Genomic DNA, 19,603 nt, shown 5'->3' with positions numbered 1-19,603 from the left:
GGCGTGCGCTGAAGCGGCGTCAGGCCGCCGGCGGCGTACGCAACACGCGCAGCGACACGATCAGCACGAGGCCGGCACCGACGGCCAGCACCGCCCACAGCAGCCAGCGCCGGTACTGCGGACCGCGCAGCGGGCTCAGCGCTGCCTCGCCGGCCGCGACCGAACCTTCGCCCAGCGTCGCGCGCGGCGGCTGCCAGCCGGAGGGTTTGGACGCGCCCGCCGCCGCCAGCGCCGCCTGCACTGGATAGTCCGGACGGCTGGCGCGAGTGCTGCCGGCCATCAGGCGGTAGGGCGCCGCGCCCTGGGTGAGCAGCACGAAGCGGTCCGGCCGGTACGACAGCACCAGGGTCGGCGCCTGCGCCAGCGCCGGTTCGGTCACCACCCGCCACTGCCGCTGCCGCTGCAGGCCGATATCGGCCGGCAGGTGCCGCACCTCATCGCTGCCGCCGCCGAGGCGGAAGGCGGTGAAACCGGTGACCGGATACCAGGGCGCGTCGTCGTCGTCGCGCGCCTCGAAGCGCACCGAGGCCACGGTGTTGGCCGCGGGCAGGCGCAGGTCCAGGCGCTCGGCCGGGAACGGACCGGCGCTGCGGTAGTCGAACACGCCGGGTTTGCCGTCCACCGGCTGGCCCTCGATCGCCACCTCGCGCAGCTCCGGCAGGTCGCGGCCGGTCTCGCGCCGCTCGTGCTCGATGCGCGCGATCGCCGGCCAGGTGCTGTCGCCGACCACGCGCAGCCGCAGGTAGCGCTGGTGCGAGGCGTCGAAGTCCAGGCGCAGGCGCTCGATGCGCAGGCCGTTGTCGTTGATCGCGACGATCGCCAGGTCGCTGCCCAGCACCTGCCACTGGGCGAGGTCGTCGCTGGCAAGCACGTCCACGCGCAGGTTCACCGGCAGCGCCGCCTGGTCGTCCAGGCCCAGGCGCAGCGAGGACACCGACGGCGGGTCCTTTTCGCCCAGGTCGATCAGCAGGTCGGCGCTGGGCGAGGCCGGCGCGGTGCTGCCGCTGTCGAGCTGCAGGTCGCGCACGCGGCCGTCGGCGTCGCGCTCCAGGCGCAGCGACAGCGAATCGCCCGAGGACGCCGCTGCCACCGGCAGGCGCAGCCAGCGCAGTTCGCTGCGCTGCTGGGTCTGGGTCTCGACATGGGCCAGCGGCGCGAACGGCACCGGCTGGCCGTCGGCGTTGAAGGCCGCCAGGTCGCGCAGGTCGCTGCGGGTGATGTGCGCATACACCGACTCGTCCAGTTCGAGCCGGTAGGCACCCTGGTCGCCCTCGAGCGCGATCGGCCACTGCCACGCGAACTCGTCGGGCGTCTGGGCCTGGACGCTGCCGGCGAGGGCCAGCAGCAGGAGGGAAAGCTTGCGCATCAGGTCGACTCCGAACGGGGCGGGGTGGGGGCGATACGGCCGACGATCACGAACAGAAGGCCGACCGCGATGAAGGACACGACGCCGGTGATGTTGCCGATGAACTGTCGGTCCACGAACAGCAGCTTCAGGCAGACCACGCCCAGCAGCGCGGCGCCGATCCACCACAGCGGGCGGTCATGCCGGCGCGAACCGAGGATCCAGGCGACCACGCCGGCGACGCACCAGGCGATCGTCAGGCTGGCCTGGGCCAGGCGCGAGGACAGGATCGATTCGGTCCAGGGCAGGTCGGCCAGGTGATGGCAGGCGCGCAGCACCGACATCGTCAGCGTGAGCAGCGCGGCGCTGGCCCACAGCGGCCAGCCGGCCGGGCCCGGGCCGCGTTCGCGCAGACCCAGCGCCATGACCAGCAGGCCCAGCAGCAGGCTCAGCTCCAGCGGATTGAGCAGCGGCAGCCAAGGCAGGGGCGCGCTGCCGCCGGGCATGAACTGCCCGATCAGCCAGCCCAGTCCCAGGCCGGCGCCAGCGATCGCCAGCCAGGCGTTGCGCCAGCCGTCGAACGCGTCCGCCACCGGCCAGCCGGCCCACTGCGGCCGGCGCCAAGCCAGGCCCGCGAGCAGGGCCAGCGGCGCCAGGCTGGCCGGCAGCAGCCAGCCGTCGGCCATGCCGAAGCGCTGTTCGAGCACCCGCGCCAGGCTCAGGCCCAGCGCCGCCGACAGCGTGATGAACACGGCCAGGTGGCCGAACATCAGGCCGTGCGAGCGCGGTTCGAGCAGGGCGCGCAGCGACAGCAGCAGCGCCGCCATGATTCCCCACCAGGCCAGCAGCGCCAGGTCGAACCAGGTCGTGTTCGACGGCTCCAGGGCCAACAGGGCCAGCGGCAGGGACGCCAGCGCACCCAGGGTCACCAGCCAGCCCACGCGCGGCCAGGCCATCGGGCGACGCAGCAGCGCGGCCAGCACGGCGGTCAGCGCGGCGAAGATGCCGTAGGCGGTCGCGTCCGAATCCGGCTCCAGGTTGACCGCGATCTCGTGGATGCCCAGCAGGATCCACCAGAACAGTCCGCCCAGGAAAAGCAGGATCGCCAGCACGCGGCTCTTGCCGGCGCGGTCGTAGAGCCAGGACGCGCCGAAGGTGGCGATCGCCAGCAGGCCGAGGTTCATCGCCTGGCCGTTGAGCAGGAAACGTTCCTGCAGGCTCGGGTCGTTGTCGAACAGGCTGACCACCCAGGCGACGCCGGCCAGGCCGAGCAGCAGCAGGCCGGTCCAGCGGGTCAGGCGGCGCTCCTGGCGCAGGCCCAGCCAGACCATGCCCAGGCCCTGCAGCGCCCAGGCCGCCGAGGTCCAGCGCGCCGACAGCGCCAGCGGCACGGCCAGGGTCACGAACACCACGCCCATCGCCGCGCTGCTCTGCGCCAGCACGCGCAGGCGTTGATTGCTGCGCGCCCACAGCGCCAGCCCGGCGTAGATCGCCGCGACCACGACCGCGCTGAGCGCCAGCGGCAGCGTGTCTTCGCGGTCGGCCAGCAGGCCGGCCTGCATCGGGAAGGCCAGCAGCGGCGTGCCGAACAGCAGGGTGCCGTCGACCTTGCCGTTCTTCTCGCGCCCCGCCAGCGCGTACAGCACCGGGATGGCGACGTAGAACAGGAAGAACAGCACCAGGAAGGGTTCGACCGTGTTGAAGAACTCCGGCTTGTAGTACTTCGCGCCCCACAGCCCGCCGATCGCGAAGGTGAAGACGAAGCCCACCAGGTTCAGCGCCCGCCATGGCCGCTTCCAGGCGATGGCGAACACCGCCGCGTTGAGCACCGCGTAGTAGCTGAAGAGCGCGACGTGGTTGCCGCTGCCCGTGGAGATCAGCACCGGGGCCAGGTAGCCGCCGATGAAGCCCAGCACCGCCAGCGCCGGCGCGTTCTGGCGCACCGCCAGCACGCTGGCGCCCGCGACCAGGATGATCACCATCACGAAGGCTGGCATCGCTTCGATCAGGTGGTAGTAGCGGTAGGTCGCGAACACGGTCAGCAGCAGGATGCCGATCGCACCGCCCTGGACGCTCAGGCCGAAGGCCGGACGTTCGCGTGCGGTGCGCAGACCCCAGACCAGGCCGGCGATGGCGCCGGCGGCGATGCCGGCCAGGCGGAACTCGATCGGCATCGTCAGCCAGCCGGCGTCGGCGGCGTACTTGAGCGCGGCGGCGACACCGAACATCAGCACCAGCAGGCCGATCTTCACCGGCACGTTGCCCTCGAACAGCCAGCCACGCACGGTGGCGATCACCTGTTCGAGCACGTCCGGCCCACGGGGTGTGTCGTCGACGGGCGCCGCGGCCGCCTGGGACGGGGCCGGCGCGGCCATCGCGGCAGTGCGGACCGGGGCGACGGGAATGGGGGGCGGGCCGGCGGCCGGGCGCGCGGGCGTTTCGGTGGCGACCGGCGGCGGCACGGGGTCGGTGGGCAGCGGGGGCGCCGCCGACGTCGCGGCGGCCGGCGGGGGCTCGGCCGCGGCAGGCGGCGGCCCGGCGGCGGCCTCGGCAGTCGCCGCTGCGGGCGCGGTGCCGCGACGCGAAAGCGCCTCGACCCGGGCCAGGCGCTGCTCCAGCGCGCGGACCCGGCCACGCTGGCCGATCGCCATGCCCAGCAGCGCGCCCAGCAGGGCGCCGGCGACGAACCCGAAAAACTCCTCGCTGGCAGCGGCCATTACGGCCCCCAGCACGGCGCCCAGCAAGCCCAGGATCCAGCTCATCCCCACCCCCACGGTCCATGTCGGGCGAGTGTAGCCAATGTGAAGGGGCGGTCAGCGACCTGATTTCAGCCTGCCTGCGGCAGTTAGTGACACAGGACGACGGTAGCGATGCCCGGCGCCGGGGCGCCGGCAGGCGGGAAAACGCCGTCCGGCTGGACTGTGACCCAGTTCTCATTCGGTGGCACGTTTCTTGCTCTGTCCTGCGGGACCTCAAGGAGCCCGCCCCCGCCATGCTCGACCTGCAAATCCCCGGCCCGTCGTCCGACCCCGACAGTCCCGACGCCTACCTGCTGGGCGAACCGGCGCATGTCGGGGCTCCGGCCCGGTCGCGCATCTATGTGCCGGTGCTCGCGAAGTTCTTCCTGATCCTGGGCATCGCCGCGCTCTGGATGGGCCTCAGCGTCTGGCTGTCGCTGCCCTGGCTGCGCGAACTGTCGGCGGCGTTCGGCTTCCCCCTGGCCCTGCTGTCGATCGCTTTCATCGCCTACGTGCCCGGCTTCATGAACGCGTTCCTGATCGGCTCCATCCTCGGCGACCGCCGCCCGGCGCGCCGGCCCGTACTGCGTTATCCGGCCACCTGCGTGCTGGTGGCCTGCTACAACGAACAGGACAACATCGCCGACACCCTGCTCAGCCTGTCGCGCCAGGACTACCCGGGCGTGCTGGAAGTGGTGGTGATCGACGACGGCTCGACCGATGACACCCTGGCCATCGCCCGGCGCGAAGCCGGCCGCCTCGCCAGCCCGAGCCTGCGCATCCGCGTGCTGGCGATGCCGAAGAACGGCGGCAAGTCCAAGGCCCTCAACCACGGCCTGGCGCAGACCACGCAGCGCCTGGTGATCACCGTCGACGGCGACTCGTTCCTGCGCGCGGACGCGGTGCGCAAGCTGGTCGAACGTTTCCTGTCGGACCCGCCCAACACGGTGGCCGTGGCCGGTGCGGTGCTGGTGCGCAATTCGCGCCTGAACTGGCTGACCCGCGCCCAGGAATGGGACTACTTCCACGGCATCGCCGCCGTGAAGCGCATGCAGAGCATGTACCACGGCACCCTGGTGGCCCAGGGTGCGTTTTCGCTCTACACCCGCGAAGCGCTGGAAGAGGTCGGCGGCTGGCCGGAGTGCGTCGGCGAGGACATCGTGGTGTCGTGGGCACTGCTCGAGACCGGCGCACGCATCGGCTACTGCGAGGAAGCCTGCCTGTTCACCAAGGTGCCCGACCGCCTGGGCCAGTTCGCCCGCCAGCGCCAGCGCTGGTCGCGCGGACTGATGGAGGCTTTCGCCCGCCACGGCCGCCTGCTGGTGAAGCCGCGCATGAGCACCCTGTTCATCTGGTGGAACCTGCTGTTTCTGCCGATGGATCTGGTCTACACCCTCGTCTTCATCCCCGGCGTCATCGCCGCGCTGTTCGGCCACTATTGGATCGTCGGCGTCATGACCCTGCTGGTGCTGCCGCTGGCGATGATCTGGAACGCGATCATCTTCCGGGTGCAGCAGCGCATGTTCAAAAGCCAGGACATGCGGGTGCGCCGCAACATCGGCGGTTTCCTGTTCTACACCCTGGGCTACACCATGATCCTGCAGCCGGTCTGCGTGATGGGCTATGCCGCCGAACTGCTGCGCCTGCGCAAGACCTGGGGGACGAAATGAGCCCGGCCCTGCGCGGCCTGGCCGCGGCACTGATGGCCGCCCTCGCGCTTCCGGTGGCGGCGGACCCGGGGCCGGCGGTGCGCCCCGAAATGTTCCTGTCCTCGGACTCCGACGGAAACCGCAGCCAGCGCGCCTCCCTGGGCTGGGACGTGCGGCGGGAGGACATCGAGCACTGGTGGGGCTTCAAGGCCGAACGCGCCCGGTTCTCGGGCGAGGGCTGGCGCGATGCGGACGAGCGCCTGTTCGTGCGCGCGGCCGGCGGCACCGGCGCCTGGCGCTGGCAGGGCGAGGCCGGCACCGATGGCGACGACCTGCTGGGCAGCGCCAGCATTTTCAGCACGGACGCTTGGCGCAAGGAGTTCTTCCTGGAGCGCGATGTGCTCGAGACCCGCCTGGGGACGGCCCGGGGCCTGGTGCACACCTTCGCGGGCGCGGCCATGGACGTGCCGATGGGCGAACGCTGGAGCGCCACCGGCCTGGCCGGACTGCAGGATTTCGGCGGCGACAACCTGCGCCGGCACCTGCGCGCCAGCCTGGTCTACGCGGTGCTGCCGGAGCAGGGCCTGAGCCTGCAGCTGCGCCTGCGCCAGTTCAACGACAGCGACCCGCGCGAACTCGACTATTTCGCCCCCGGCCGCTACCGCCAGGCCCTGGGGGTGGTCTCGATGAGGCGCTTCGTCGGGGGCTACCAGTGGCGTGCCACTGCGGGCCTGGGCCGCCAGGACTTCACGGGGGCGGGAAGCCAGCCGGCGCGCCTGCTGGAGTTCGATGTCCAGACCCCGAAGGACCGCGGCTACTACCTGCGCGCCACCGCCGGCTACTCCGACGCCCCGGCCGACAGCGCCAGCGGCGGCGACGGCTACCACTACCGCTACGTGCGGCTCGAAGCGGTCTGGATGCTGTGAGGGCGGGGCTCCGGGCAAAAAGAAAGGCCGGCGCGAGCGCCGGCCTTTCCGTTTCAAACATTGGTCGGGGAGACAGGATTTGAACCTGCGACTTCTACGTCCCGAACGTAGCGCTCTACCAGGCTGAGCTACACCCCGAGGGATTCGAGCCGCGTATTCTAGGCAGGAAGACCGGCCTCGGCAAGCCCGGCGTTCAAACGACCGCCCCGTGCGGCTCCGCCGCGGGCCGCTGCCGCTAGAATGCGCCATCGAACTGGAGTGACCCGCCTTGATCAAGCCCCGCACCCCGCCCGGTGTCATGGAGCTGCTGCCCCGTGACCAGATCGCCTTCCAGCGCATGCTGGACGTGATCCGCCGCAACTACGAGCGCTTCGGCTTCCTGCCGGTGGAAACGCCGGTGTTCGAGCTGTCCGAGGTGCTGCTGACCAAGACCGGCGGCGAAACCGAACGTCAGGTCTATTTCGTGCAGTCCACGGGTGCGCTCGAACAAGGCGGGCAGCCCGAGCTGGCGCTGCGCTTCGACCTGACCGTGCCGCTGGCGCGCTATGTCGCCGAACACGAGCACGACCTCGCGTTCCCTTTCCGGCGCTACCAGATCCAGCGCGTGTATCGCGGCGAACGCGCCCAGCGCGGCCGCTTCCGCGAGTTCTACCAGTGCGACATCGACGTGATCGGCAAGGACACGCTCAGCGTGCGCCACGACGCCGAGATGCCGGCGGTGATCCACGCGGTGTTCACCGAGCTGGGCGTCGGCCCCTTCACCATCCAGCTCAACAACCGCAAGCTGCTGCGCGGCTTCTTCGAGGGCCTGGGCATCGGCGAGGGCGAGCGCCAGGCGCTGGTGCTGCGCGAGATCGACAAGATCGACAAGCGCGGCGCCGACGCGGTGCGTGCGACCCTGGTGGGCGAGGGCTTCGGCCTGGCCGAAGACGTGGCCGACCGCATCATGGCCTTCGTGCAGGCGCGGTCGACCTCACATGCCGACGCGCTGGCGAAGCTCGCCGCGCTGGGCACGCCCAATGCGACCCTGGCCGAGGGCGCCGGCGAACTGCGCGAAGTGCTCGAGCTGCTCAAGGCCCACGGCGTGCCGGAATCCCACTACGCGCTTAACTTCTCCATCGCCCGCGGCCTGGACTACTACACCGGCACCGTCTACGAAACCACGCTCAATGACCACCCGCAGATCGGTTCGGTCTGCTCGGGCGGCCGCTACGAGAACCTGGCCAGCAGCTACACCAAGTCGAAGCTGCCGGGTGTCGGCATCTCGATCGGCGCCACCCGCCTGTTCTGGCAGCTGCGCGAGGCCGGCATCATCTCCACCGCCGAAAGTTCGGTGGACGCGATGGTCGGCCTGATGGACGAGGCGCGCCTGGCCGATTCGCTGGACATCGCCCGGCGCCTGCGCGCCGCCGGCATCAACGCCGAGGTGCAGCTGGAGGCGAAGAAACTGGCCAAGCAGTTCCAGTACGCCGACCGCGCCGGCATCCGCTTCGTGCTGCTGTACGGCGACGACGAGGCTACGCGCGGCGTGGTCAAGGTCAAGGACATGAAATCGCAGGAACAGTTCGAGGTCGGCCGCGACGAGCTGGCTGCCGCCCTGAAGGTGGAACTCGAACAGCAGCGCGCGATGGGAACGCACTGACATGAAGCCGATCACCCTCGATGGCCGCAGCCTCAACCGGGCCCAGGTGGCCGAGATCGCGCACGGCGCGCCGGTCAGCCTCGACCCGAAGCAGATGCAGGCCGTGCAGCGCGCCGCCGACTTCCTGGCCGAACAGGTGCGCCGGCAGGAACCCATCTACGGCGTCTCCACCGGTTTCGGCAGCAACGCCGACAAGCTGCTGGGCGCGCACCGGCTGCGCGAGGGCCTTCCCGGCGCCTCGAAGTCGGCCGACAGCGTGCTCGAGGAGCTGCAGCACAACCTGATCGTCACGCACGCGGTGTGCGTCGGCGAGCCGTTCGCGCCGCCGGTCGTGCGCGCGATGCTGGCGATCCGCATCAACACCCTGATGATGGGCCATTCGGGCATCCGCCCCTCGGTGCTGGAAGCGCTGGCGGCGATGCTCAATGCCGGCGTGGTGCCGGTGGTGCCGCAGAAGGGCTCGGTCGGCGCCAGCGGCGACCTCGCACCGCTGTCGCACCTGGCCATCGTGCTGCTGGGCGGCGGCGAAGCCTTCTACGACGGCGAGCGCCTGCCCGGCGGCGACGCGCTCCGGCGCGCCGGCCTGGCGCCGGTGAAGCTGTCGCACAAGGAGGGCCTGTGCCTGAACAACGGCACCGCGCAGATGCTGGCGACCGCCGTGCTGGCGATCGAGCGCCTGGACGAGCTGTGCGACACCGCCGACCTCGCCGCCGCGATGACGATCGACGCCTTCGCAGGCCGCCTCGGCGCCTTCGCGCCCTACGTGCACGCCCTGCGCCCGCACCCGGGCCAGGTGCACGTGGCCGACCACCTGCGCGCGCTGCTCGAGGGCACGACGCTGTCGGACATCGCCTACCACCTGGTGCCGCGTTTCCGGCAGTGGCAGCCCGAAAGCTGGGCCGCGCCGGAACAGCAGGCCCTGGGCTTCGACATCGGCTGGGACTGGGTGCCGTTTTCCCAGCGCCACGGCCGCGAGAAGTTCTACCAGCGCTTCCGGCCCTTCCGTGGCGGCAAGAAGCACCAGCCGCAGGACAGCTATTCGCTGCGCTGCATCCCGCAGGTGCACGGCGCCGTGCGTGATGCGCTGGAGCAGGCCAAACGTGTCATCGACGTCGAGCTCAACGCCGTCACCGACAACCCGCTGCTGTTTCCGGGGTTGGAAGGCGCGAAAGAGGTCGAGGACCAGGTAGTTTCCGCAGGCCATTTCCACGGCATGCCGCTGGCCCTGGTGCTGAGCTATCTGAAGGCGTCCATACCGGTGCTGGCCTCGATCTCAGAGCGCCGCCTCAACAAGCTGGTGGATCCGGCGACCAATGACGGCCTGCCGCCCTTCCTGATCGGCAACGAGGACGGCACCGAAAGCGGCTTCATGATCGTGCAGTACACCGCCGCCGCCCTGGTGAACGACCTGGCCACGCGTGCCCATCCGGCCAGCGTGTATTCGATCCCGACCAGCGCCAACGCCGAAGACCACGTCTCGATGGGCGCCAACGAGGGCCGCCACGTGCTGGACATGACCGAGGACCTCGGCCACGTGCTGGCGCTGGAGCTCTACACCGCCGCACAGGCGCTCGACTACCGCCGCGACATGATCAACGCCGCGCGCGCCCTGGCCCGCGGCGGCGACGCCGAGGCGCTCGCGGCCAAGGTGCAGGGCGCGCCCCAGCCCGGCCACGCCGACCGCGCCGGTTTCCTGGCCGAAGTCGAGTCACTGCGTCGGGAGCTGGCCGAGTCGGGCGAATTCCAGCCCGGCCGCGCCGTGCTGGCCGCGTGGTCGGCGCTGCGCGAAGCCATTCCCTTCATGGGCCGCGACCGCGCGATGGACGGCGATGTCGCCACCGCGGTGCGGCTGGTGCGCGAAGGGCGGCTGCTTTCGGCCGCGAAGGCCGCCCGCTGAGGTTCAGGGCGCGGACGTGACGCCGTCCGCGGCCTGCACGCAGTTGCGGCCGCGGTTCTTGGCCGCGTACAGGGCGTCGTCGGCGCGGTGCAGCGCCTCGTCCACGGTGATGCCGGCGCCCGGCCGCAGCAGGTAGGCGCCGATGCTGGCGCTGAGCGGGATGTTGTTGCCGGCGTAGCGCACCGGCTCGCCGCAGACGCGCAGGCGCGTCATCTCGGCGATCTGCATCAGGCGGTCGCCGTCCATGTCCGGCAGCACCACCACGAACTCTTCGCCGCCGAAGCGCGCCAGCAGCGCGCCGTGTTCGACCAGGTTGTCGTGCAGGCAGCGGCCCAGCCAGCGCAGGCATTCGTCGCCGGCCAGGTGGCCGTGGGTGTCGTTGACGTCCTTGAAGTGGTCCAGGTCGATCAGCAGCACGCCCAGCGACTGCCGGTGCTCGCTGGCATGGTGCAGCTGGTGCTCGAAGACCTCGCGGAAGTGCTTGCGGTTGAACAGGCCGGTCAGGGCATCGCGGCGGTTGGACTCGCGCAGGCGCTGGTTGGCCTCGGCCAGCTGCTCCAGCGCGGTGCTCAGCTCCGAGGTGCGGCGTGCGACGTGGCGTTCGAGCTGTTCGTTGTGCTCGCGGACCAGGCGTTCGTTCTCCCCGCGCAGTTTGGCGTAGCGGTAGGCGAGGGCGAAGGACAGCAGGATCATCTCCATCGCCGAACCGATCTGGATGCCGTATTCGGTGAAGAAGTTCTTCGGCAGCAGGCCGAACGAGACCGAGGCGTACAGCGCCGTGCCCAGCAGCAGGAAACCCCAGGCGGCCAGGAACACCTTGGCGGGCGCATAACCCGTGCGGATGGCGTTGATCGCCAGGTAGACGATGTACAGCGCGCCGGGGAAGACGGCCAGGGTCATCGGCCGCACCACGGTGCGGTACTCGACGAAGAACGAGGCCAGGCCCATCAGCACGAAGAAGACGATGATGCCCAGCGAGACCCGGTCGGCCCGGGGCTGGCGTTCCTCCAGCTCCAGGAAGACGCGGCAGAACTGGTGCATGGCGATCTGCGAGATCGCCATCGACAGTGGGATGGCCTGGTTGGCCCACCACGGTGAGTTCGGCCACAGGTACTCGAAGGCCAGGCCGTTGAGGCAGAACATCACCAGGCCGAAGCCGGTGACGTGGCACATGTACCAGAAGTGGCTGGCGTCCTTGAGCGAAAGCCACAGCACCAGGTTGTAGCTCAGCAGCGCCACCAGGATGCCGTAGAACACGCCGATGCCGAACTGCGAGTCGCGCTCGAGCTCGGCGAAGGCCTTGGGCGTGTAGATGGCCAGAGGCACCTGCAGCGAGCTGCGGCTGGCGACCCGCACCAGCAGTTCGACTTCGGTGCGCTGCGGCAGCTGCACCCAGAAGTTCGGATGACGGTAGCGGATGCTGCGCGCGCTGAAGGGCAGGGTGTCGCCCGAGGCCATGTGTTCGGTGCGGCCGTCGGGGTAGCGCAGGTAAAGGTCGACGTTGTCGAGCAGCGGGTAGTGCAGCACCAGAAGCCAGCGCTGTTCGGCGTTGTTCTGATTGAAGAGGCGGCCGTGGAACCAGGTCGCGCCCTGGGTGAAACCGAAGGCCGTGCTGCCGCCGGGCAGCGGCTGGAAGTTGCCCTGGTCGGCTTGCGAGAACATCGCCGCGGCGTCGGCGCGGCCGTCCGGGTCGTTCTTCATGCTCAGGTATGGCGCCAGCGCCAGCGATTCGCGGCCGCCGTCGAGCACGGCAGGGCCGGGCGCCGCCCCGGCCTCGGAACCGGAGAAGACCAGCAGCAGGGCCAGCAGAGCGGCTAGGCAACGATGGACGGACAAAGGACTCCCCCTTCCCGGCGCACACTCTATCGCGGCTACGGTCGAAGGCCATGTTCACGGCCATCCGGGCTTGCTTTTGTATTAATGCGCTATTACATTAGCGCCGTGAAACGACGCGACCCCGCCACCGCCGACGCCCCTCCCGCCCTGGAAGGCCTGATCCAGGCTCTGCTGAGCCTGCGCTCGCCGGGCGAGGCCCGGGCCTTCCTGGAAGACCTGTGCACCCCGGCCGAACTCGAGGCCATGTCCGACCGTTGGCGGGTCGTGCCCCTGCTGGTGGCCGACGTGCCTTACCGCGAGATCCACGACCGTACCGGCGTCAGCGTCACCACCATTGGCCGTGTCGCCCGTTGCCTGGACCTGGGCGCGGGCGGCTACCGCATCGCCGCCGAGCGCCTGGGCGTCATCGCCCACGACGCTTCGCACTGACCCCATACCTTTTTTGACCCGGAGAGCGTCATGAGGACGCACGACCGTTTGCGCATTGCCATCCAGAAATCCGGACGCCTGTCGGACCCGGCGCGGGACCTGCTCGCGCGGGCCGGGCTGAGCTTCCGCGAAAGCCGCGACCGGCTGTTCTGTTATGGCGAATCCCTGCCCATCGACCTGCTGCTGGTCCGCGACGACGACATTCCCGGCCTGATCGCCGAAGGCACCTGCGACCTCGGCGTGGTCGGGCAGAACGTGCTGGAAGAGCAGGCTCTCGAACGCCTGGAGGACGGCCGCGGGGAAGCCTTCCGCGCCATCCGCGAGCTCGGTTTCGGCCGCTGCCGCCTGTCGGTGGCGGTGCCCAACGACTGGGACTGGCCGGGCCCGGCGCGGCTGGAAGGCCTGCGCATCGCCACCAGCTATCCGCAGCTGCTGGCGCGCTGGCTGCGCGGCCAGGGCGTGGCGGCGAAGCCGGTGGTGCTGTCGGGTTCGGTCGAGATCGCGCCGCGGCTGGGCAAGGCCGAGGCGATCTGCGACCTCGTCTCGACCGGCGCCACGCTGCTGGCGAACCAGCTGAAGGAAACCGCGACCGTGTTCGAAAGCCAGGCCGTGCTGGTGGCGCCGTCCACGCCCTTCGGCGATGCCCGCGCCGATCTCGCCGCGATGCTGCTGCGCCGGCTCGACGGCGTGCTGAGCGTGCGCGCCAGCAAGCTGGTGCTGTTCCAGGCGCGCCGCGACGCGGTGCCCGGCCTGCTGCAGCTGCTGCCCGACGCCGAACCGCCGACGGTGATGGCGATCGAAGGCCAGGACAACCAGGTCGCCCTGCAGGCCCTGTGCCGCAGCGCCATGACCTGGCAGCGGCTGGAAGACATGAAACGCGCCGGCGCCTCGGGCCTGCTGGTGCTGCCGGTGGAGCAGATGCTGGCATGAAGCGCATCGACTGGAGTTCACTGGACGCGGCGGCCCGGGCGGACTGCCTGGCGCGGCCGGGCGGCGGCGACCAGGCCGAGGTCGAGGCCGCGGTGCGCCGCGTCTTCGAACAGGTACGTGCCGACGGCGACACCGCGCTGCGGGCGCTGACCCGGCGCTTCGATGGCGTCGAGATCGCCGACTTCGCCGTGACGCCCGAAGAGTTTGAAGCGGCGCGGGCGCAGCTGCCGGCGAAGCTGCGCGTCGCCCTGGCCGAAGCCCGCAGCCGCCTGGTGACCTGGCACCGTGCCGGCATGGCCGCCGAGTTCGAGGTCGACACCGCACCCGGCGTGCGCTGCGGCCGACTGCTGCGGCCGATCCCGCGCGTGGGCCTGTACGTGCCGGCCGGCACCGCGCCGCTGCCTTCGACCGCCCTGATGCTGGGCGTGCCGGCCGAGCTCGCCGGCTGCGCGGACGTGGTGCTGTGCACGCCGCCGCGCGCCGACGGCACGGCCGATCCGGCGGTGCTGGTGGCGGCCGCCCTGTGCGGCATCACCCGCGTGTTCAAGCTCGGCGGCGCCCAGGCGATCGCCGCGATGGCCTTCGGCACGCCGACGCTGCCGCGCTGCGACAAGCTGTTCGGTCCCGGCAACCGCTATGTCACGGCCGCCAAGCAGCTGGCGGCGATGCTCGCGGGCGGGCCGGCCATCGACATGCCGGCCGGTCCGTCCGAAGTGCTGGTGATCGCCGATGCCGGCGCGCCGCCCGCGCACGTCGCCGCCGACCTGCTGTCGCAGGCCGAACACGGCCCCGATTCGCAGGTGATCCTGGTCACCGACTCCGCGGCGCTGATCGATGCGGTCGAGGCCGAGGTCGCGCGCCAGCTGGCCGAGCTGCCGCGCGAGGCGATCGCGCAGCGCGCGCTGGAGCACGCGCGCCTGATGCGCGTGAGCGACATCGGCGAGGCCTTCGCCATCAGCAATGCCTATGCGCCCGAGCACCTGATCCTGGCGCTGCGGCAACCGCGCACCTGGCTGGACCGGGTCGCCTCCGCCGGCTCGGTCTTCCTAGGCGACTACGCGCCCGAGTCGCTGGGCGACTACTGCTCCGGCACCAACCACGTGCTGCCGACCAATGGCGCCGCGCGCGCCTGGAGCGGCGTCAGCGTGGCCAGCTTCCAGACCTCGATCAGCGTGCAGGAAGTCAGCCGCGAGGGACTGGCGGCGATCGGCCCCTGCGCCGTGGAGATCGCGCGGGCCGAAGGGCTGGAGGCACATGCGCAGGCCGTGCTGCGGCGTCTGGAGGCGCAGGCATGAGCGCGATCTCCGGTGGCGTGATGGATCTGGTGCGCGATGATCTGCGCGGCTTCGCGGGGTACAGCTCGGCGCGCCGTGCGGGGGTTTCGGGTTCGATTTGGCTCAACGCCAACGAAAGCGCCTGGCGCAATCCGGCCGATTCGACGGTCGGCGCCAACCGCTATCCCGACCCGCAGCCGGCGGCGCTGCGCGAACGGCTGGCCGGCCTCTACGGCGTGCGTGCGGCCCAGGTGCTGATCGGCCGCGGCAGCGACGAGGCGATCGACCTGCTGGTGCGCGCCCTGTGCCGCCCCGGCGAAGACGCGGTGCTGGTCGCTCCGCCGGTGTTCGGCATGTATGCGGTCAGCGCGCGCCTGCAGGGCGCACGCCTGGTCGAGCTGCCGCTGCGCGACGGCGCCGGCGGTTTTTCCCTCGACCTGCAGGCGGTGGCCGACGCGGCGGTGTCCTCGGGCGCGAAGCTGGTGTTCCTGTGCTCGCCGGCCAACCCCACCGGCCAGGCGATCGCGCCGGCGGACCTGCTGGCGCTGGCGCGCCGTCTCGCCGGCCGCTGCCTGCTGGTGGTGGACGAGGCCTACGGCGAATACAGCGACCAGCCCTCGGTGGCTGGCTGGATCGACGAGCAGCCGAACCTGGCAGTGCTGCGCACCCTGTCCAAGGCGCATGCCCTGGCGGCGGCGCGCATCGGCTGCCTGCTGGCCGCGCCAGAGCTGGTGGAGCTGCTGCGCAACTGCCAGGCGCCGTATCCGCTGCCTTCGCCGAGCGTGCAGCTGGCCCTGGCTGGTTTGTCCGACGCGGCGCTGGCGCAGACCCGCGGCCGCGTGCTGACCGTGCGCGCCGAGCGCGAGCGCCTGCGCCATGAGCTGCCGTCCTGCCCGGGCGTGCTGCGGGTTTATCCCTCGCAGGGCAACTACCTGCTGGCGCGGTTCGAGGATGCCGGCGCGGCCTTCGCCCGGCTGCTCGCCGCGGGGGTGGTGGTGCGCGACATGCGCGCCTCGCCGCAGCTCGGCGACGCCTTGCGCCTGAGCATCGGCAGCCCCGGCGAGAACGACGCGCTGCTGGCGGCGCTGCAGGCGGGGAGGGCGGCGGCATGAGCGGGCAGCGCATCCTGTTCGTCGACCGCGACGGCACGATCATCGAAGAGCCGGCCGATTTCCAGATCGACAGCTACGCCAAGCTGCGCTTCGTGCGCGGCGTGATCCCGGCCATGCTCAAGCTGCGCGACGCCGGCTTCCAGTTCGTGCTGGTGAGCAACCAGGACGGCCTGGGCACGCCCAGCTTCCCGCGCGAGAGCTTCGAGGGCCCGCACGCGCTGATGCTGCAGGTGCTCGAATCGCAGGGCATCGTCTTCCGCGAACAGCTCATCGACGAGAGTTTCGAACACGAGGGCAAGCCGACCCGCAAACCGGGCCTCGGCCTGCTGCTGCCCTACCTGCGCGACCGCGGCATTGACCTGGCCAACTCCGCCGTGGTCGGCGACCGCGACACCGATCTGCAGCTGGCGGCCAACCTGGGCTGCCGCGGTTTCAAGCTGGCGCCGGGCCCGGACACCTGGGAAGGCATCGCCCACGAACTGGCGGATGCCCCGCGCCAAGCCCGCGTCGAACGGACCACGAAGGAGACGCGGGTTCGCGTGCAGGTCGACCTCGACCGCGTTGCCGATCCCGACATTGCCACCGGCCTGGGCTTCTTCGACCACATGCTCGAGCAGCTGGGCAAACACGGCGGTTTCGCCCTGCAGCTCAGCTGCGCCGGCGACCTGCACATCGACGAGCACCACACGGTCGAGGACAGCGCGCTCGCGCTCGGCCAGGCGCTCAAGCAGGCGCTGGGCGACAAGCGCGGCATCGGCCGCTACGGCGATTCCGCCGGCACCGGCGCGATCACCCTGCCGATGGACGAGACCCTGGCCGCCGCCGCCGTGGATTTTTCCGGCCGCCCCTATTTCGTGTTCGAAGGCAGCTTCCCGCGCACCGAGGTCGGCGGCCTGGCGACCGAACTGGTGCCGCATTTCTTCCGCTCGCTGTGCGAAACCGCCGGCCTGAACCTGCACCTGCAGGTGCGCGGCGAGAACAGCCACCACATGGTCGAGGCCTGCTTCAAGGCGGTGGCCCGCGCGCTGCGCCAGGCTGTTCGCCGGCAGGGGCGCGAGCTGCCCAGCACCAAGGGGGCGCTGTGAACCTGGTGCTGGTCGACTCCGGCGGCGCGAACATCGGCTCGGTGCGGTATGCGCTGCAGCGGCTCGGCGTCGAGTCGCGGCTGAGCGCCGACCCGGCCGAAATCATCGCCGCCGACCGCGTGATCCTGCCTGGCGTGGGCGCCGCCGGCCCGGGCATGGCGCGGCTGCGCGAGCTCGGGCTGGTCGAGACCCTGCGCGGGCTGCGGCAGCCGCTGCTGGGCATCTGCCTGGGCATGCAGCTGCTGTTCGAAACCTCGGAGGAAGGCGAAGAGGCCTGTCTCGGCCTGCTGCCGGGCCGCGTCGCCCGGCTGCCGGCGGCGCCGGGCATCCGCGTGCCGCACATGGGCTGGAACCAACTCCGATCAACGCGCCCCAGCACGCTGCTGGAAGGTATCGGTGACGAGGCCCAGGCCTACTTTGTCCATAGTTATGCCGCTCCCGTGACCAGCGACTGCATCGCGACGACCGACCACGGCCTGCCCTTCGCCGCCGTCGTCGCCCGCGGCAACGTCAGTGGCGCCCAGTTCCACCCCGAGCGTTCGGCCGCGGTGGGCGCGCGCCTGCTGCAGAACTTCCTAACGGGTGGCCGCGCATGAGCGATTTCGAACTCTATCCGGCCATCGACGTGCGCGGCGGCCGCGTGGTGCGCCTGCTGCAGGGCGACTACGCCCGCGAGACGCAGTACGCCCAGGACCCGCTGGCCCTCGCCAGCGCCTACGCCGATGCCGGCGCCCGCTGGCTGCACCTCGTGGACCTGGACGCCGCCCGCGCCGGCGGCTACACGCTGGCGCCGCTGCTGGCGAGGCTGAAGGCCGAGACGCCGCTGAAGGTGCAGACCGGCGGCGGCGTGCGCGGCGAGGCCGACCTCGAGGCGCTGTTCGCCGCGGGGGCGGACCGCGTGGTGGTGGGCTCGCTCGCCGTGCGCGAATCCGGCCGCGTCGCCGGCTGGATCGCCCGCTACGGCGCCGAACGCCTCACCGTCGCGCTCGACGCGCGCCGCGACGGCGAAGGCCGCTGGCGCCTGCCGGTGCAAGGCTGGACCGAGTCGGGCGACAAGGAGCTCGACGTGCTCGCCGCCGCCTTCGCCGCCGTCGGGCTGCGACACCTGCTGTGCACCGACATCGACCGCGACGGCATGCTCTCGGGCCCGAACCTAGTGCTCTATCGCCACCTGTGCGCACGCCTGCCCGAGCTGGCCGTGCAGGCCTCGGGCGGCGCGCGGGCCCTGAGCGACCTCGCCGCGGCCCGCGCCGCCGGTTGCGCCGGCATCGTGCTGGGCAAGGCCCTGCTGGAGGGCCGCTTCACGCTGTCCGAGGCGCTGGCCGCGGAGGCGCCGTGCTGAGCCGGCGCCTGATCCCCTGCCTGGACGTGAAGGACGGCCTGGTCGTGAAGGGCGTGCGCTTCCGCGACCACGTGGTCATGGGCGCGATCGAAGCGCTGGCCTTGCGCTATCGCGACGAGGGCGCCGACGAGCTGGTGTTCTACGACATCACCGCCAGCCCCGAGGGCCGGGGTGTCGACGTGGCCTGGGTCGAACGCGTGGCGCGGCTGATCGACATCCCGTTCTGCGTCGCCGGCGGCATCCGCTCAGTCGCGCAGGCGCGGGCGGTGCTGCAGGCCGGCGCCGACAAGGTGTCGGTGAACACGCCGGCGCTGGAACGGCCGAAGCTGATCGCCGAACTTGCCGCCGCGTTTGGCGTGCAGTGCGTCGTGGTCGGCATCGACAGCCAGCGCGATCCGGACGGCGAATGGCGGGTGCGCGCCTACACCGGCGACCCGACAAAAACGCGTGCGCCCGGCCGGCGCACCCTGGACTGGGTGCGCGAGGTCCAGGAGCGCGGTGCCGGCGAGATCGTGCTCAACTGCATGGGCGCGGACGGCGTTCGCGCCGGGTACGACCTCGAACAGCTCCGGGCGGTGCGCGCGATCTGCGGCGTTCCCCTGGTCGCCTCCGGCGGCGCCGGCGCGGCGGAACACTTCGCTGCCGTCTTCGCCGACGCCGACGTAGATGCCGCCCTGGCCGCCAGCGTCTTCCACTCCGGCGCGGTCCGGATCCCCGAACTCAAGACCGCCCTGCGCGCGCAGGGCTTCGAGGTGCGCGATGTCGCCTGAACAGATCTCCGGCCTGGCCTGGGACAAGCAGGGTGGCCTGCTGCCCGCCGTCGTCCAGGACGCGACCGGAGGCCGCGTGCTGATGCTGGGCTACATGGACCGCGCCGCGCTGGACGCGACCCTGGCCACGCGCCGCGTCACCTTCTTCAGCCGCAGCCGCCAGCGGCTGTGGATGAAGGGCGAGAGCAGCGGCGATGTGCTCGACCTGGTCGCGATCGAGGCCGACTGCGACGGCGACACCCTGCTGGTACAGGCCCATCCGCGCGGCCCGACCTGCCACCTGGGTCGCGCCAGCTGCTTCGCCGATGCGCCGGAAAACTTCCTGGCACGGCTCGACCAGCTGGTCGCCCGGCGCGAGCGCGAACGGCCGCCCGGAAGCTACAGCACGAAACTCTTCGAAGCGGGCACCCGCCGCATCGCCCAGAAGGTGGGCGAGGAGGGCGTGGAAACCGCGCTCGCGGCCGTGGCCCAGGACGATGCCGCCCTGCTGGGCGAAGCCGCCGACCTGGTCTTCCACCTCACCGTGCTGCTGCGTGAGCGCGGTCTTGGCCTGGACGACGTCGTGGCCGTATTGCGCGACCGGCACGCGGCGGCGGCGCGCTGAGCCTGCGCTTGGGCATAATCCGGG

Annotated in this window: 16 protein-coding genes and 1 tRNA gene; 13 read left to right on the top strand and 4 right to left on the bottom strand. The window is 71.3% G+C overall.

Features of this window, described 5'->3' with window-relative positions; translation table 11 throughout:
• Window positions 1-19: 19 nt before the first annotated feature.
• The gene (locus E1B00_RS03640; RefSeq protein ID WP_139445812.1) at window positions 20-1,366 is read right to left on the bottom strand and encodes a DUF3999 domain-containing protein; all 1,347 of its coding nucleotides are present in this window, start codon (window positions 1,364-1,366) and stop codon (window positions 20-22) included.
• Window positions 1,366-4,107, bottom strand: coding sequence for a DUF2339 domain-containing protein (locus E1B00_RS03635; RefSeq protein ID WP_139445810.1), 2,742 nt, complete (start codon window positions 4,105-4,107; stop codon window positions 1,366-1,368). The genes E1B00_RS03640 and E1B00_RS03635 overlap by 1 nt, the downstream gene beginning before the upstream one ends.
• A 230-nt stretch (window positions 4,108-4,337) precedes the next feature.
• Here E1B00_RS03635 and E1B00_RS03630 point away from each other — a divergent pair, with 230 nt between their 5' ends.
• Both E1B00_RS03630 and E1B00_RS03625 read left to right on the top strand, forming a co-directional pair.
• Complete coding sequence (locus E1B00_RS03630; RefSeq protein ID WP_176693110.1) at window positions 4,338-5,753, top strand: glycosyltransferase family 2 protein; 1,416 nt, start codon at window positions 4,338-4,340, stop codon at window positions 5,751-5,753.
• Complete coding sequence (locus tag E1B00_RS03625; RefSeq protein ID WP_139445808.1) at window positions 5,750-6,658, top strand: hypothetical protein; 909 nt, start codon at window positions 5,750-5,752, stop codon at window positions 6,656-6,658. The genes E1B00_RS03630 and E1B00_RS03625 overlap by 4 nt, the downstream gene beginning before the upstream one ends.
• A gap of 61 nt (window positions 6,659-6,719) precedes the next feature.
• On the opposite strand, the gene E1B00_RS03620 is transcribed toward E1B00_RS03625, so the two are convergent.
• Window positions 6,720-6,796 (bottom strand) — tRNA-Pro (locus E1B00_RS03620).
• Window positions 6,797-6,926: 130 nt separating this feature from the next.
• Between E1B00_RS03620 and hisS the strand changes: the two genes are divergently transcribed.
• Entirely contained in the window at window positions 6,927-8,300 is a 1,374-nt protein-coding gene (gene hisS, locus E1B00_RS03615; protein WP_139445806.1) for a histidine--tRNA ligase, read from the top strand.
• Between the two features lies 1 nt (window position 8,301).
• Window positions 8,302-10,197: an HAL/PAL/TAL family ammonia-lyase gene (locus E1B00_RS03610; protein ID WP_139445804.1), complete on the top strand. Its 1,896-nt coding sequence runs from the start codon at window positions 8,302-8,304 to the stop codon at window positions 10,195-10,197.
• Window positions 10,198-10,200: 3 nt separating this feature from the next.
• Here E1B00_RS03610 and E1B00_RS03605 read toward each other — a convergent pair whose 3' ends face one another.
• Window positions 10,201-12,033, bottom strand: a complete 1,833-nt coding sequence (locus E1B00_RS03605; RefSeq protein WP_139445802.1) for a sensor domain-containing diguanylate cyclase — start codon at window positions 12,031-12,033, stop codon at window positions 10,201-10,203.
• Between the two features lie 105 nt (window positions 12,034-12,138).
• On the opposite strand from E1B00_RS03605, the gene E1B00_RS03600 reads away from it, so the two are divergent.
• The 9 genes from E1B00_RS03600 to hisIE are packed head-to-tail and all read left to right on the top strand — an operon-like array spanning window position 12,139 to window position 19,579.
• Window positions 12,139-12,462 (top strand): YerC/YecD family TrpR-related protein, encoded by a 324-nt coding sequence (locus E1B00_RS03600; RefSeq protein WP_425456433.1) that lies wholly within the window; start codon window positions 12,139-12,141, stop codon window positions 12,460-12,462.
• A gap of 30 nt (window positions 12,463-12,492) precedes the next feature.
• On the top strand, window positions 12,493-13,392 hold the full coding sequence (gene hisG / locus E1B00_RS03595; protein ID WP_139445798.1) for an ATP phosphoribosyltransferase: 900 nt from the start codon (window positions 12,493-12,495) through the stop codon (window positions 13,390-13,392).
• Window positions 13,389-14,687: a histidinol dehydrogenase gene (hisD, locus tag E1B00_RS03590; protein WP_139445796.1), complete on the top strand. Its 1,299-nt coding sequence runs from the start codon at window positions 13,389-13,391 to the stop codon at window positions 14,685-14,687. The genes hisG and hisD overlap by 4 nt, the downstream gene beginning before the upstream one ends.
• On the top strand, window positions 14,684-15,778 hold the full coding sequence (gene hisC, locus E1B00_RS03585) for a histidinol-phosphate transaminase (RefSeq protein WP_139445794.1): 1,095 nt from the start codon (window positions 14,684-14,686) through the stop codon (window positions 15,776-15,778). The genes hisD and hisC overlap by 4 nt, the downstream gene beginning before the upstream one ends.
• Window positions 15,775-16,863: a bifunctional histidinol-phosphatase/imidazoleglycerol-phosphate dehydratase HisB gene (gene hisB / locus E1B00_RS03580; RefSeq protein WP_139445792.1), complete on the top strand. Its 1,089-nt coding sequence runs from the start codon at window positions 15,775-15,777 to the stop codon at window positions 16,861-16,863. The genes hisC and hisB overlap by 4 nt, the downstream gene beginning before the upstream one ends.
• Complete coding sequence (hisH, locus tag E1B00_RS03575; protein ID WP_139445790.1) at window positions 16,860-17,459, top strand: imidazole glycerol phosphate synthase subunit HisH; 600 nt, start codon at window positions 16,860-16,862, stop codon at window positions 17,457-17,459. Before hisB ends, hisH begins: the two co-directional genes overlap by 4 nt.
• Complete coding sequence (locus tag E1B00_RS03570; RefSeq protein WP_139445788.1) at window positions 17,456-18,205, top strand: 1-(5-phosphoribosyl)-5-[(5-phosphoribosylamino)methylideneamino]imidazole-4-carboxamide isomerase; 750 nt, start codon at window positions 17,456-17,458, stop codon at window positions 18,203-18,205. Before hisH ends, E1B00_RS03570 begins: the two co-directional genes overlap by 4 nt.
• A complete protein-coding gene (gene hisF, locus E1B00_RS03565; RefSeq protein ID WP_139445786.1) occupies window positions 18,199-18,975 on the top strand; it encodes an imidazole glycerol phosphate synthase subunit HisF in 777 nt (258 codons plus the stop codon). The genes E1B00_RS03570 and hisF overlap by 7 nt, the downstream gene beginning before the upstream one ends.
• On the top strand, window positions 18,965-19,579 hold the full coding sequence (hisIE, locus tag E1B00_RS03560; RefSeq protein WP_139445784.1) for a bifunctional phosphoribosyl-AMP cyclohydrolase/phosphoribosyl-ATP diphosphatase HisIE: 615 nt from the start codon (window positions 18,965-18,967) through the stop codon (window positions 19,577-19,579). The genes hisF and hisIE overlap by 11 nt, the downstream gene beginning before the upstream one ends.
• Window positions 19,580-19,603: the final 24 nt, after the last annotated feature.

Source organism: Arenimonas terrae (genome assembly GCF_006265115.1).
Classification (GTDB): Bacteria; Pseudomonadota; Gammaproteobacteria; order Xanthomonadales; family Xanthomonadaceae; genus Arenimonas; species Arenimonas terrae.
This window is presented reverse-complemented; position numbering and strand designations above follow the sequence as displayed.

Coding starts and splice junctions, on each gene's coding strand:
- E1B00_RS03625 (WP_139445808.1), top strand. CDS start 5,750: ATGAGCCCGGCCCTGCGCGGCCTGGCCGCGGCACTGATGGCCGCCCTC.
- E1B00_RS03610 (WP_139445804.1), top strand. CDS start 8,302: ATGAAGCCGATCACCCTCGATGGCCGCAGCCTCAACCGGGCCCAGGTG.
- hisG (WP_139445798.1), top strand. CDS start 12,493: ATGAGGACGCACGACCGTTTGCGCATTGCCATCCAGAAATCCGGACGC.
- E1B00_RS03635 (WP_139445810.1), bottom strand. CDS start 4,107: ATGAGCTGGATCCTGGGCTTGCTGGGCGCCGTGCTGGGGGCCGTAATG.
- hisD (WP_139445796.1), top strand. CDS start 13,389: ATGAAGCGCATCGACTGGAGTTCACTGGACGCGGCGGCCCGGGCGGAC.
- hisIE (WP_139445784.1), top strand. CDS start 18,965: ATGTCGCCTGAACAGATCTCCGGCCTGGCCTGGGACAAGCAGGGTGGC.
- hisC (WP_139445794.1), top strand. CDS start 14,684: ATGAGCGCGATCTCCGGTGGCGTGATGGATCTGGTGCGCGATGATCTG.
- E1B00_RS03630 (WP_176693110.1), top strand. CDS start 4,338: ATGCTCGACCTGCAAATCCCCGGCCCGTCGTCCGACCCCGACAGTCCC.
- hisB (WP_139445792.1), top strand. CDS start 15,775: ATGAGCGGGCAGCGCATCCTGTTCGTCGACCGCGACGGCACGATCATC.
- E1B00_RS03640 (WP_139445812.1), bottom strand. CDS start 1,366: ATGCGCAAGCTTTCCCTCCTGCTGCTGGCCCTCGCCGGCAGCGTCCAG.
- E1B00_RS03570 (WP_139445788.1), top strand. CDS start 17,456: ATGAGCGATTTCGAACTCTATCCGGCCATCGACGTGCGCGGCGGCCGC.